9 protein-coding genes are annotated in these 14,000 nt (G+C 55.2%); 3 read left to right on the top strand and 6 right to left on the bottom strand.

Annotated elements, in window-relative coordinates; translation table 11 throughout:
• Nucleotides 1-104 precede the first annotated feature (104 nt).
• Nucleotides 105-1,442, top strand: coding sequence for an ABC transporter substrate-binding protein (locus tag PV433_RS29570; RefSeq protein ID WP_332075591.1), 1,338 nt, complete (start codon nucleotides 105-107; stop codon nucleotides 1,440-1,442).
• A 208-nt stretch (nucleotides 1,443-1,650) separates the two neighbouring features.
• Here PV433_RS29570 and PV433_RS29565 read toward each other — a convergent pair whose 3' ends face one another.
• Genes PV433_RS29565 through PV433_RS29555 form a run of 3 tightly spaced genes read right to left on the bottom strand, consistent with a single transcriptional unit; the run spans nucleotide 1,651 to nucleotide 5,569 of the window.
• Entirely contained in the window at nucleotides 1,651-1,908 is a 258-nt protein-coding gene (locus PV433_RS29565) for a Gfo/Idh/MocA family protein (protein WP_332075590.1), read from the bottom strand.
• Between the two features lie 39 nt (nucleotides 1,909-1,947).
• Complete coding sequence (locus PV433_RS29560) at nucleotides 1,948-4,284, bottom strand: hypothetical protein (protein WP_332075589.1); 2,337 nt, start codon at nucleotides 4,282-4,284, stop codon at nucleotides 1,948-1,950.
• Nucleotides 4,285-4,303: 19 nt separating this feature from the next.
• Nucleotides 4,304-5,569 (bottom strand): ABC transporter substrate-binding protein, encoded by a 1,266-nt coding sequence (locus PV433_RS29555; protein ID WP_332075587.1) that lies wholly within the window; start codon nucleotides 5,567-5,569, stop codon nucleotides 4,304-4,306.
• Between the two features lie 313 nt (nucleotides 5,570-5,882).
• On the opposite strand from PV433_RS29555, the gene PV433_RS29550 reads away from it, so the two are divergent.
• Nucleotides 5,883-6,887: a LacI family DNA-binding transcriptional regulator gene (locus PV433_RS29550; protein ID WP_332075585.1), complete on the top strand. Its 1,005-nt coding sequence runs from the start codon at nucleotides 5,883-5,885 to the stop codon at nucleotides 6,885-6,887.
• A 25-nt stretch (nucleotides 6,888-6,912) separates the two neighbouring features.
• On the opposite strand, the gene PV433_RS29545 is transcribed toward PV433_RS29550, so the two are convergent.
• Nucleotides 6,913-9,066, bottom strand: a complete 2,154-nt coding sequence (locus PV433_RS29545; protein WP_332075584.1) for a hypothetical protein — start codon at nucleotides 9,064-9,066, stop codon at nucleotides 6,913-6,915.
• Nucleotides 9,067-9,365: 299 nt separating this feature from the next.
• Nucleotides 9,366-11,654: a heavy metal translocating P-type ATPase gene (locus PV433_RS29540; protein ID WP_332075583.1), complete on the bottom strand. Its 2,289-nt coding sequence runs from the start codon at nucleotides 11,652-11,654 to the stop codon at nucleotides 9,366-9,368.
• Between the two features lie 148 nt (nucleotides 11,655-11,802).
• Between PV433_RS29540 and PV433_RS29535 the strand changes: the two genes are divergently transcribed.
• A complete protein-coding gene (locus tag PV433_RS29535; protein WP_332075582.1) occupies nucleotides 11,803-12,480 on the top strand; it encodes a uracil-DNA glycosylase in 678 nt (225 codons plus the stop codon).
• A gap of 352 nt (nucleotides 12,481-12,832) precedes the next feature.
• Here the strand turns inward: PV433_RS29535 and msrB are convergent, their stop codons facing one another.
• Nucleotides 12,833-13,804, bottom strand: a complete 972-nt coding sequence (gene msrB, locus PV433_RS29530; RefSeq protein WP_332075581.1) for a peptide-methionine (R)-S-oxide reductase MsrB — start codon at nucleotides 13,802-13,804, stop codon at nucleotides 12,833-12,835.
• Nucleotides 13,805-14,000: the final 196 nt, after the last annotated feature.

Raw genomic sequence — 14,000 nt, 5'->3', positions numbered from 1 at the left:
GAACGGGGCGGGCTTGCAAGCGGCGGATTGGAGGGGGATGTTTTGTAAACGCTTCCATGTGCTAGGTTGAGTAAACCTATTCTATCTCAAGGGGGAGAACAAGCATGTCCATGACATCCCGAAAAATAACAGCGGTGCCTTTAGCGTTCGTATTGCTGCTGACCGCTTGCGGCAAATCCGGCGGAGGCGATGCCGTCCAGCAGCCGACAGAAACACAAACCGCGCCTGCGGAAATCATCTTTTACGGCGGCTCCACTCAGCCTCAAGATTTCTTCGACAGACAGTACGGAGAGCTGCTGTACAAAAAATTTCCGCAGCATACGATCAAATATATTCAAATGCCGGCCGGGACCATTCAGGAGGCTACGACCAAGCTGCTTACCGAAGGCCAGCGGTTTGACATTTTCTACAACAACATCGGCATTTTCGAAAACACCTTGTTTTCGACCGGGCTTCAATACGACATGACCGAGCTGATGAAAAACCATAACGTCGATCTGAGCCGTCTGGAGCAGGAATCGATTCAAGCGATGAAACAGTTCTCTGCGGGCAAAACGTACGGCGTTCCCGTTACCGACATGAAATTCGTCCTCTTTTATAACAAAGATATTTTCGATAAGTTCGGGGTCGCCTACCCGAAGGACGGGATGACCTGGGATGAGGCGATCGCGCTGGGCAAAAAGCTGTCGAGAACGGAAGACGGCGTCCAGTATGTCGGTCTCAGTACGTCTCCGAGCCAATTCATCTCCCAAAACCAGCTGTCGATTCCGCTAGTCAACCATCAGACGGACCAACCGACGATTTATTCGAACGCCGGCTGGCGCAAGCTGTTCGACGCCTTGTTCGTGCAGCCGATGCAGGATGCCGGCGTCCGCAGCAAGCTTGAATCGACGAAGACGATCCCGAACAACGACGCGTTCGTCAATAAGCAGGATTTGGCGATGTATGCCTACAATATCGCGATTTATATCAGCCCGAGCCTGATCCCGGCCATGCAGAAGTTCAATTGGGACATGGTGACGATGCCCGTTTTCCCCGAAGCCCCAGGCGTCGGTTCGCAAACGACCCCCTTCTACTTCGGACTGACAAACATGGCCAAAGAAAAAGACGCGGCGATGGAAGTACTGAAGTTTATGATTTCGGACGAATACCAGAGCTGGGTATCCCGGCGGGGCTTCATCCCGACTCTGATGACGGACGAAACGAAAAAAGAGTACGGGAAGGAAACCGTATTTCCCGATAAAAACTACGCCGCTCTGTTCCGATACAAAAACGCGCCGATTCCGCCTTCGGCTGACTATACGTTCTCCGTCAACAATGTGTACGCCGGGACCGCCTTGCCGATTGCGACCGGAGTGAAGGATATGAACACGGCGTTCCGCGAAGCCGAGGAGCTGGCGAACAAACAGATCGAGGAGTTCAAACGGAACCGTGGCAAGTAAATAGAAGCGTTCGCATGTTGAACGAACCTATTCGAGCGTCTGTCTTGACCCCACCGATTATAACCCCTTACGTTTACAACACAGCCTCCGATCACCGCCGGCTTTATAAGCTGCGGTGACGGAGGCTTCATTCCTTCCATTTATAGCAGGCCCTACACAGTAACCGTCCGGCCCGACTCCATGGATTCGTTCGCGGCAACGGTTACCCTCAGTGTCTCGATCGCGTCGTCGTAGCCGCACAGCACGGTGGAGTACAGAGGAATAGCGCATCCAAACGACCCGAATCCAGTAGAGCATCCGTACTGTCGTATACTTTCGCCCCATACCGGGCTCCCACCTGATTGGCCCGTTCCGCATTAACGTCGTATACGCACGTCAGCTCCGCCTGCTCGATGCTTTGCAGCGTTCGGATATGCCCCTCCGCCATCCCCCCGACACCGATAAATCCAACTCTGACTTGGTTCATATGGACAAAGGATGGTTCGTACGCAGGTTTCGTCCTTATTTATTCATAAATAAATACCGCATCCGCCCGGCAAGCCGAGTACGCCTTGACTCGAACCCAATGAGCGCTGTATCCGTCGGGAAACCGGTGAACGATTTCGGTGCCTGCGGGCACCTCGATCTGATCGTAACCGACCCAGCTGCCGTCCGCGAGCACATCGACCTCAAGCGAAAATTGTACGGCGTGGCGGCTGTCATGACGCAGCTTGAGCGTTTTGTGGACATAACCGGCCATCAAATACGGGTCCGAAGCGATGCCCGGCTGAACCGGCATGTTTCTGAGCGGTCCGCCGATCCCACGCGGGGCACCGAACTTCCGCAAATCGTCAACATTGCCAAACCATAATGCCGCCTGCCCGTCTTCCGACTTGACGCAGCGCCCCCCCTCCCCCGAGCCCAGCTTGCAGCCGGAGATGACAAGCATCCCTCTCCACGAAGCATAGTCGAAGATTAGACGATCATGCGAACAAATCGGTTGAATGGTAAGGAACCCTCGGGACAAATCTCGCGGCAGCTCGTAAAACGTTCCGTGAACATTCATCAAACTTCGCTCGGTTACGACCTCTCGTACGCCGCGCGTCCAACCGCACGCAGTAGGCTGGCTGTAGAGTTCGTCGCCTTTCGGAAGCCGGTAACGGTTGCCTTGCTTGTCGGTACATACGACCGATGCTTCATCGATTTCAAAATCAAGGCTTGGCGCATAATCGTTGCGCAGCCGTTCTTCATCGCCGGGACGATCGCACTTCACCAGCTTCATGTCCGGACCCAACTCGTAATAACCTGTCCCGCTCACCCTTCCGTCTTCGATCACCGCAGCGGCCAATTGAAGCTTCATATCGCTTCCCGACCCGGGCCGGATTATGCCGGCTGAGATCGGACCGCGTTCCCCGATGCCGGTAATGCCCCTTACCAGCGACGCATCCTGCTCTTTTCCCGCGGACGGTAAGTAGTGGAAATAGGCGGTCGCTTCCCGGAGCGCGGAATTGGAGCGGAGCCGGATCCACTCGGCCTGCACGTGATCAGGGACGATATAATAGGCGTACCCTTGACCCGACACATGTACAACATCGAGCTGCTCCCATGTTCCGCTGCCGTTCCGGTCCACTTCCAGTTGGAACGTCACGTCGTACTTTTCGTTATGGGACACATGCAGGACCCGTTTCTCGAAACCGGCAAGCAGGAACGGCTCTGAAGGCTCATTCGCCTCTACATGCTCTTTCACCCATACGCCTCCCCAGCCAAGGGGCTTGCTTAGAAGACGGAGTTCGTCCAGTGAGGTAAATAAAAGGTTGGATTGCGAACGGCCCAGTATCGGATTGTCGAATCGGGATGCGTCGTTGCAAGCCATCACGATCCGGCCGTTCCATTCGGCGTAATCGACGATCATTTTATGGTGAACGGCCAGCGGTCGTAATCCCCCTGCGCACCGCTTGCGAAAATGGGACGGAAATTCGTAAAGCATGCCGAACATTCCCATCAGCCATTTGCCTTCGCCAACTTCGCGGATACGCGGCCATTCCGTATACCAGCCGTTGTCCGCTTCGTGCGTATAACTTCCTTTGGGGAGCCGGTATCGGGACCAGACTCCGCCCTCGCACAAGGACAGCAGGACGGATTTGTGATCCCAGCCGACCGACCATATCGGCGACGACTCGTCGCTTGCTCCACAGATTCCGCCGGGACCGGTAACGTCGGTATATTTGTTGCGGTCGACGATCGTCCAGCTCTCTGTCTTGCCGGGATCCCCCTTGCCGTTCCACTCCGCCAAAGCGCCGCCGTCGCCGTTGTTGGTAATGACAAATCGCCCTTGACCCGTATAGGCGCCTTTGGCATGCTCTCCGGGCAGCAGGTACGGATACGGCCGGCTCGACAGCACCGGACTCGGATCGAGGAAAAATACCGACACTTCCAGCGAGTGAACATCTACCTCGTAAAAGCCGGATTCCATTGCGAAAAAGTACACTTTATTCGCCGGGTCTGTCAGATGGCGCGCGACGCCGGTCAGCCTTCCCTTCATCTTGTCGGGCGGAATCACTCGGACTCCGCCTTTCTCATCGATAAAGTACGGGCCGATAATAAGCTGCTTCGATTCGGTATGGATCATCCGGTTCGCATGAGTGCCTCCCACGCTATAGGGATATGCCTCGACGGACATGTCTTCATTTAACGTGTATAATCGGTCGCCGGAGCTTCCATTCGGTGATGAAGGAGGATAAGTCAAATACCACAGTTTGCCCGCCCAGGCGGCAACAGCTCCGATTCCGCACTCCATTTCCGTATCCCCGTTCGTTACGGCGAGATGCGGGTAAATGCCGCTATAAGATTGAATGCTTGACATCACACAATCACCTGTTTTGTTATTTTTTTTGCATTTCGGCTTCTATCAGCTTGTTGACTTCCTCATCCGCCAGACGCAGCGCGCTGTTCAAATCCATTTCCCCTGACAGATAGGAACCGAAATATTTGTTCGTAACCGTTGACGCGCTCGTTTCCAATTGATGGACGGCCGGCATGGCGAGCGGCTGGCTTTTTAATGCGCCTGCGACGTTTTTATTTTTCAGCAGCGGCACGTCTGCTCCAAAAGCGGCTTTGATCGCCTCGGACTTCAGTGTCGAGCCTTTGCCCTGCCTCGACAGCCACATTTGTACTTCCTCGGACGTAAACACATCGATCACCTGCATTGCCTGGTCTTTGTGCTTGCTCGTTTTGGAGACGAACAAGCTGTGAACGGATATCGCCGGGTATTTGTTCGGATTTTCCTTCAATATCGGATATTGCACCAGATCCCAGTTGAAATTCACCTTCACCATCTGATCCAGAATGTTCGGATTGAGCAGCATCGCCACGTTCTGATTTTTGATGAAATGGCTGGCTGTGTTGATTTCGTTGCCGGGGAGCGTCAAGATCGTTTTCATAAGTTCAAACGGTTTTTTCCAAACTTCCGTGTGAATGGAAGCCTTGTTAGTGGCGGGATCGATATGGAAAGCTCCGAACTGCAGCGATACCCATAACAAACTGGACGGATCCAGTCCCGGATAAGCGGTGTTGCCCTCGATGCGGCTCATCCGTTTCGCCAAGTCGATCATCGAGTCCCACGTCATGCCGTCGGTCGGATAAGGAACGGCAAAACGATCGAATAGATCTTTGTTGTAATAAATCGCAAAAAAGTTCGCATAGTACGGAAGCGCCAATATTTCCCCTTTGCCAGACGTTTTCTTGACATCTTCCATAAAGTTCGGACTAAACCGGTTCAAGTCGACCTGATGCTTCTGGATGAGAGGGGTCATATCTTCCACAATGTCAAAATCTTTAGCTAACCTCGGGATTTGTGTCCAAAACGTAAAAAACAGGTCCGGTACTTCCCCGCTTGCCACCGTCTCCTCGAGCTTTGCCCCGGTTATGTATTGGAGCGTAATGTGAGGATATTTGGCTTTTACAACTCGCTCGACTTTCTGCTGAAGCTCCGGAAATAAGTAGGCTCCTTGATTAAACAGCTTCAACGTGACCGGATCGTTCCGGACCGGCTCCTGTTTGGGCATATCATTTGTGGCAGCCTGGCTGCAGCCGCCGCTCACTATCGCAAGCACGGTAAGTGCCGGTATGATGCAAGAACGTTTGTTCATGCCCCCTGTTCCTCCTTCATCCTCGATTCACTGCTTTCCCGATCGTTTCTTTATTCGCATCGAGTTATTTGCAATCCCATAGGCATCCCTCCGTTTTATTGTACATTAGATATAATTTACTCGTGTAAATTTTGGTTGAACTTATTATACGAACGCCCCCGTCTTTGTGTCAATAGACATTAAGAAACTACCCGCGACTCGTTCTTTCCGAACCTGTGCGCAATTGCGCGTAAAGCTTGACTTTACCCGCCGGCCTCTATATCGTTAACTTGAAAACGAGTTGCAACAGACGGCTCTACAAGGAGAATAACGCATGGTTACGAGAGACGAAGTGGCCAAACACGCAGGCGTATCCGTCGCCGTCGTGTCCTATGTCATCAATAATAAACCGGTCGTGAAAGAAGCAACCCGTCAAAAGGTGCTTCAGGCGATCCGCGAGCTCGGATACAGTCCGAATTTGACGGCGCGCAGTTTAAAGACAAGAAGAACGAACCAGATCGGTGTGCTGTTTAATCATATCGGCAATCCGTTTGAGACGGGAATTGCGCTTGGACTGGAGCATCGGGCCGGGAAAGACGGCCAGTCTTTAATCTTCCAAACGTACGATCCGCTTGAGGAAGACCATCTGAAAACGCTCTTTTCGGGACGCGTCGATGCCATTATATTGCTTGGACAATCACTAAAAACGGATACAGTCGACCATTTCGCCAAAATCGGCGTTCCCCTCTTTTCGGTCATGACCCCCGATCAGGCGAACGATATCGTTCCATGTGCGGACATCAACTGGTGTGAAGCCTATCGGGCGATGATCGAGCACCTGATTCGGTTCGGCCATTCCCGTATCGGATATATGGGAGCATTGAACAGAGAGTCGTACCTGAACGTCCGTTTCCGACATTTTCGCCGGGCTTTGCTGGCACATGGGCTCGAATTCCGCGACGAGTGGCTGGTGCACGGCTCCTTCGGATCGCTTGAGATGGCTTACAAACAAATGTCCGAACGTCTGTCGGGCGGGACGGACTTGCCGTTTACCGCCATCGTTTGCGCCAACGATCTGATGGCTATCGGCGTCCTGTCCGCCTGCCGCGATAACGGAGTGTCCGTGCCCGGACAGCTGTCCATCGCATCCAGCGAGAACATTCTCATGTCCAGCCATACATCGCCGCCGCTTACCACGGTTCATTATCCCCGCCCGGAGATCGGCGTTGCGACGATCGAGGAAGTGATGAACCATCTGAATACGGGCGCTCCGTTGTCGAGCCGCACCTTGAAGCACGAAATATACGAACGATCCTCGACCGGACAAGCTCCCGGATAAGTTAGAAGACTAAGCAAAACGCCGCTTAACGGGATATTCGGATATGAGCTGTACCCGCGGGAAGGGTGACCGCGGACGAGGACGGATTGTAAAAGCTCAATCTGACTGTTCCCGGTGCCGAGACCGCTGACGACATAAGCAGTGTTTCGATATGGACCGAATAGGAGCTCTGCGTAAAATCACCCATAGCCGCGCCGGATACGGACACATCGACCGTATGCGAATCCCCTGCGGCGACGCTGACGCTCGTTACGGCTTGGACCGCCTTGAATACGAGCCCTCCTGCCTGCTGGACGACCCAGGCCGTTCCGGACAAGTAACAATGGAACATCGTCGGTCCCGCCAGATTGGAAAACGCCGCGGCGCCGCTTCCGTTCACTGTGTACCCGCTGTCCTGCGGCTGGAAAGTGAGTGTACCGGCAGGCGCTCCGGTCGCGGACGTCCCGCTCGCATAAAGGAACATCTGGTTATGACCAAACCCGGTGCGCAAACCTGACACATCCTGCAGGCGGATCGTGGCGGAATCTTTCCGGATCGAGTGGACCGGATAACCGCCACCGCCAAGCCGCAAGAGGAGGGTGGAAAATCCGGCCGGAGCGCTGGCGCTTTGCATCGCCTCGGTCTCATAGCCGTAGGCCGCCCCCATCCGGAGCCCGCTCATCAGCAGGTATCGCTCACTGAAAGCGCCCATGGAGTCCCGCGGGGACAAGGCACGATGCTTCGAGCCTTGCGCTTGATCCACCGTCGAATCAATACGGAACGACCCTTGTCCGTAAACAGACGCCTTCAGGAAATTCACCGCACAGTTTTCGCAGTACTGGGTGCCTATTCCTCCCCCCACCGTTGCAAAATCTGGTGCTCGTCCAAGGATATAGCCGATTCCACAGCTCTCGTTGGAGAAATACTGGACCTCGCCGGGATACAAGGCCCATATGTTCGCGCCAATTCCGCATGCCGTTGTATTCAAAGTACCGAAGCTTACGCCCGAACTGTCCCCGCCCCTGATAAATATTCCCGATCCGACGAAGTAATCTAGCGTTCCCGCGTTCAGTCCGATATCGATCCACGGATAAACGGATAACGTCATCGCCGAACGGTCCACATTCGTTACCGCATAGGGGTTACCGTTGATAGAGACATAATCGGTGATATCCAGTATAGGAGGGAGTGTATCGACGGTTATCGTGGACCGCTGATTCGGCAAACTGGACCCTCCAGCGTCTATCCGGTTGCTCCAGTTTGCGGAAATCCCGTTCGATCCGGTCACTTTTGCCGAGCCGCATAAATACGTCAGCACCTCACCGATTCTCAGAAAGGACGAAAATCCGGTATTGTTTCGGATCTCGATGCCGTTATGCTGAAATTGGCGGACATCGATCTTCGTAATCGAACCTTGAAATACGCCGTCAAGCAGCAGCCCCTTTCCGTTGGTCCTTGTAGCGATTGTTGAACCGTTTCCGATGAGCGCCAGCTTGCCGACCATATTTAGACGATAACTGTTTGTGATGCTCAGCATATAGCCTTCATCCGCGAAGGAAGACGTGAACGTTGCGTCCATCGTAAGTCCTTTGTAAGCCCCGAGCTGTGCGGCAAGCGGCGCACCGACTCTAAAATGTCCGACGCATTTGCCGCTTCGCAGGCCGAAGGTGTTGATCGCGGCAAAAAAAGCGTTGATGGCTCCAGAATCGTCGCCGGTACCGTCTCCGCTCGCCCCGAACATTTGCGGCGTTATTTCCGAGTCGAGTATGCGGATAAATGCGCCGCCGCTCCCGTTGTTCCCATTCAGCGGCACATACATTCCCATCAGCGGGTCGTTCGCGCAATCAGCCGACCGATCGCCCGAATCCCAGCGGAACAATCCGGCGCGTCCGCCCGACGTGATCATTACCGTATCACCGTCGCTAACGCCCGCTAAATCACGCAAGTCATCGATCGTATCTGCCGTTACTATGGCGGTCAAGAAGCGATTCCCGTTTCGTTTGCGCATCGTTCCCCCTTTGCCGGAAACGCCGTTATTCGTGCCGCCGGGCAATCCTTGCGGCGGATCGCCCAGAGCTTGTGTGACGTTCCCTCCTGCGGCAAGGGCCATTCCGGTAAGGCCAATTGAAGCGATCAGTTTTCTTCTGCTCATCTTTGCAGCGGATGTTGGAGTGGAGTCCTGTTGCCCGTTGGTTGACATGACATATACCTCCTTTGTAATCATGACAGCGTTTCCATTTCTGCGCTTCCATCAACGGAAATTTCCGACTTTCAGACTCGGGCGTTGTTTCTTGAGGGGGGAAGAGAGCCTGAAAATTAGGTAAGATCAACAACTCCGTCATAAATTTACTCGTGTAAATTTCAATCAAATCATATCATACGCGATTTCGTTCTACAACTGTTTTTTACGAGGGAATCCTTCATCTATGCCGAAATACAAGTAAGGAGCCCTGATTGCGGTAATCCGGGACCTCCTTACCCTGTATGACAGCCAAATCGTTACACCGACGCCCGGTGAAGCCGGAGCGAGTTGCATACGACGGATATCGAACTGAGCGTCATCGCCGTTCCCGCCATCCAAGGCTCGAGGATGCCCGCCGCCGCAAAGGGAATGGAGAGCATGTTATAGACGAGCGCGAACAGCAGATTTTGGCGGATGTTGGCGATCGTTTTGCTTCCGATCCGGACCGCCGTCGCAACCCCTGTCAGATCGCGACGCAGCAGGGTCACGTCCGCCGCTTCGATCGCGATGTCGGTGCCCGAGCCGACGGCGATGCCGATGTCGGCGGCGGCAAGCGCGGCGGCATCGTTCATCCCGTCTCCGACCATCGCCACCCGGCGCCCCTTCTGCTGCAGTCTGCGCACGATCGCCACCTTCTCTTCGGGCAGCACATTCGCGTACACTTCGCGTATGCCGATCTCCCCCGCTATCGCTTTCGCCGTCCGCTCGTTGTCTCCCGTCATCATCATCACGTCCAGGCCGAGCCGGCCAAGACGCTTCACCGCTTCCTTCGACGAAACCGGAATCGCGTCCTGCAGGGCAAGAAAACCGATGTACCGGCCGGCTGCGGCGACAAACAGCACGGTCATTCTTTTCGCTTCCAGCTTGCCGATCCGCTTCGGGTCTTCCTGCATCGGCACTCCGTGCTGCTGCAAAAGCTGCCGGGTTCCGACGACGACCTCGCTGTCGCCTACGAGCGCGAGTATGCCGTAACCGGGAATCGCCTCGAACCGGGACGGCTGAGGCACCGTCAAGCCTTGCCGGACCGCCTCGGAGACGATCGCCTGCGCGAGCGGGTGTTCGGAATTCCATTCGGCCGCCGCCGTTATACGCAGCAGCTCCTCCGGACGAATCCCGGGGGCTGCCGCCGTCTCCATCAGCTTCGGCTTGCCTTCGGTGATCGTGCCGGTTTTGTCGAGCACGACCGTATCGATCAAGTGCATCTGCTCCAGATGCCGGCCTTCCTTAAACCAAACGCCGCGGGCTGCCGCCCTTCCCGTACCGGCCAGAATCGATGTCGGCGTCGCTAGACCGATGGCGCACGGGCAAGCGATGACCAGCACGGAGATGGCGCGAATAAGCGGAGCGGCGGGATCTCCGGGGGCGGCGAAATACCAGTAGGCAAAGGTGACCGCGGCCAGCCCGACAATAACCGGCACGAAAACCGAGGCAATCCGGTCCGCTACCCGTTGAATCGACGGCTTGGAGCTTTGCGCTTCTTCGAGCAGCTTGATCATTTTAGCGACGGTCGATTGGCTTCCAGCCGCCTTCGTATGGACCCGCAGCGCCCCTGTCTTGTTGATCGAACCCGCCAGCACGCGGTCGCCTTCGCGTTTGTCGGCCGGATCGGTTTCGCCCGTCACCGTGGATTCGTCCACGGCCGAGCTCCCTGCGACGACTCTCCCGTCCACTGGCACCCGTTCCCCGGGACGGATCAGAACGATGTCGCCCGCGCTCACCTGCTCCAGCGGCACCTCGCGGGTTCCGCCCCCGGTCCACAGCGTGACGGTTTTCGCCTGCAGCTCATGCAGCCTGCGGATCGCCGATAACGTCCGTTTCTTGGCGAGCGCCTCCAGCCATTTGCCGAGATGAACGATCGTTATGATCATGGCGCTCGTTTCGTAATACAGCATCGTATGTCCGTCATGATGCCCGTGAGCGGCGGCTCCGGTCGTCGTCAAATAATGGCTGTAAAAAAAAGCGGCGGAGGTGCCGAGCACGACCAGCACGTCCATGTTCGCCGACCGTCCGCGAAGCGCGCGGTATGCGCCGAAATAAAACTGTCTGCCGAACCAGAACTGCACCGGAGCCGCCATCGCAAACTGGAACCACGGGTCCATAAAAAGCTCCGGCACCCAAACGGAAGAAGTGAACGCCCAATGCGTAAACATCGTCCACAACAGTGGCAGCGTGAGCAACGCCGACCACAAAAAACGGTTGCGCAGCCGCCTCCGTTCCTCGTCCCCGCTTAGCTCCCCTCCCTCGCTTCCTTCGCCCGCCAGCTCCTGCATCCCGTACCCGAGCTGCCGCACCTTCTCCCCGATTTGCGGGACGCCGATCTTCTCCTTGTCGAACGCCACGGCCATCCGTTCCATCGCCAGATTGACGGTCACCCCGTCGACGCCTTCCATCCTGCCCAAAGCTTTCTCGATCCGCGCGGCACAGGCGGCACAGGTCATCCCGGTCACCCGGAACGTGGACCGCTCCACATACGGACTGTTGAGGCTCATCGTATCCACTCCGATCTTGACAAGCGTTACATCCCATATATATGATCCGGTCCGCATTTCATGCTGGCTCGTTCGGGCCGTTTTCGCGGCGTATGCGCTTTGATTTTGTATACTGGAAGATGGAAAGTTCTTCTTAGATCACATGAAACCGGCGGCCAATCTATGATAAACTAATAGAAACCAACCTACGATCAGGAGAGAGATTATGGCTGTCCAACTACAGAACGACTGGGCTCCGCTGCTCGAAGCGGAATTCGCCCTGCCCTATTATTCCGAGCTTCGGCACTTTCTCGCCGAGGAGTACCGCAGTGGCACCGTTTACCCGGATATGTACGATATTTTCTCTGCGCTGCATCTGACCGGTTATGAGGATACGAAGATCGTCATCCTCGGTCAGGACCCGTATCACGGTCCCGGGCAAGCCCATGGCTTGAGCTTTTCGGTCAAACCCGGCGTACCCGCCCCTCCGTCGCTTCAAAACATTTATAAGGAATTGCAGGACGATCTCGGCTGCAAGTTCCCGAACAACGGCCATCTGGTCAAATGGGCGGAGCAAGGGGTGCTGCTGCTCAACACGGTGCTCACCGTCCGGGCCCACAACGCGAATTCGCACCGGGGCAAAGGCTGGGAAGCTTTTACCGACCGGATCATCGCTTTGCTTAATGAACGCGAGAAGCCTGTTGTCTTCATCTTGTGGGGCAGTCCCGCCCAGCAGAAAATGCAGCATATCGATACGTCGCGCCATTTTATTATCCGTTCTCCGCATCCGAGTCCGTTATCGGCCTACCGTGGCTTTTTCGGCAGCAAGCCGTTTTCGAAAGCAAACCAGTTTTTGCGCGAACGCGGGATGGACGAGATCGATTGGCAAATTCCTGATTTGTGAGCGGGACTGATCTTTCGGCTTCTTGATGGTGTTAAGACGCCAGGTACCAGCGTCTCTTATCCGGCGGTTTGTACCTGCTGTCATGCGATAGGAGCGATTTGCGGCTTCTATTTCGCGCTTTGCCTTCTGGCAGTTCAAGGATAAGAGCGGTTTGCGCCTCTTTTTTCTGCAGATTCGGAGGAAATCCTCTGATATGGGCGATTTAGCAGCTGCTAACCGCTCTTATTTTCGCAACAAGCCTCGTTTCCGAACAAATAAGGAGTGCAAATTGCTCTTATGGCTCCTGCCGAAAGAAAAAAGCCGGACCTCGAAGGCCCGACTTCATCCATATCTGTATCTGTATTTGTGAGTTTTACGCCTGTCCGAATAAGGAAAGAAACCGGCCGTAGCCTTCTTCCTCCATTTTGTGCTTCGGAATGAAGCGCAGCGCTGCGGAGTTGATGCAGTACCGCAGGCCGGTCGGCTTCGGCCCATCATGGAACACATGGCCCAGATGCGAATCGGCCTCTTTGCTGCGGACCTCGGTCCGGATCATATTATGGCTGATATCGACATGGTCGGTTACCTGCTCATCGAGAATCGGCTTCGTGAACGATGGCCAGCCGCAGCCCGAATCGAACTTGTCGAGCGAGCTGAATAGCGGTTCTCCCGATACGATGTCGACATAGATGCCTTCTTCCTTGTGATCCCAAAATTCGTTGCGGAACGGCGGCTCGGTTCCGCTGTTTTGGGTAACCTCGTATTGCATCGGGGTCAGACGTGTCTGCAGCTCGCTGTCGCGATTGCCATCCTTCCAGCGCTCCTTCAGAAACTTCGCGCGGCCCGAACCGGTATAATAAGCCTGATAGCGGAGCGGATTCGTCTTGTAGTAGCCCTGATGGTAAGCTTCAGCCGAGTAAAAAGGCGCGGCCGGCAAAATCGGCGTAACGATCGGTTTGTCGAACCGTCCGCTCTCTTCCAGACTGCGCTTCGACTGTTCGGCCAACCTTTTCTGCTCGTCGTTATGGACGAAAATGGCCGTCGAATACGAATGGCCGCGGTCGGCAAACTGCCCGCCGGCGTCCGTCGGATCGATTTGCCGCCAGAACAGGTCAAGCAGTTGCTCATACGAAAACACCTCGGGATCAAACGTGATCTGCACCGCTTCGACATGGCCGGTTCGGTCCGAGCATACTTGCTCATAGGTCGGATTCTCTACATGGCCGCCCGTATAACCGGATACGACCTGGATGATGCCCGGCTGTTTGTCGAACGGCTTCACCATACACCAGAAACAGCCTCCGGCGAAAGTTGCCAGCTGATAAGAGTTTACATCGGCGCTCATTGCTGATCACTCCTTTGTACAAACGACGATTTCCGCCGTGTGATGGGTTGTGTGCACATCTAACAACATTATACCATTGTTCGTCCCCCTGCCGCGAGGCGGCGACGATTACGCCTGCACGTTCCGGCCGTCGTACCTTGATCCGATAGTCCGGCTATAGCCGACTTTTCCGTTTCCCCTTTGTCTTATGTATGCT

The sequence above is a fragment of the Paenibacillus sp. GYB004 genome (assembly GCF_036577605.1).
GTDB lineage: Bacteria > Bacillota > Bacilli > Paenibacillales > NBRC-103111 > Paenibacillus_AB > Paenibacillus_AB oceani.
This window is presented reverse-complemented; position numbering and strand designations above follow the sequence as displayed.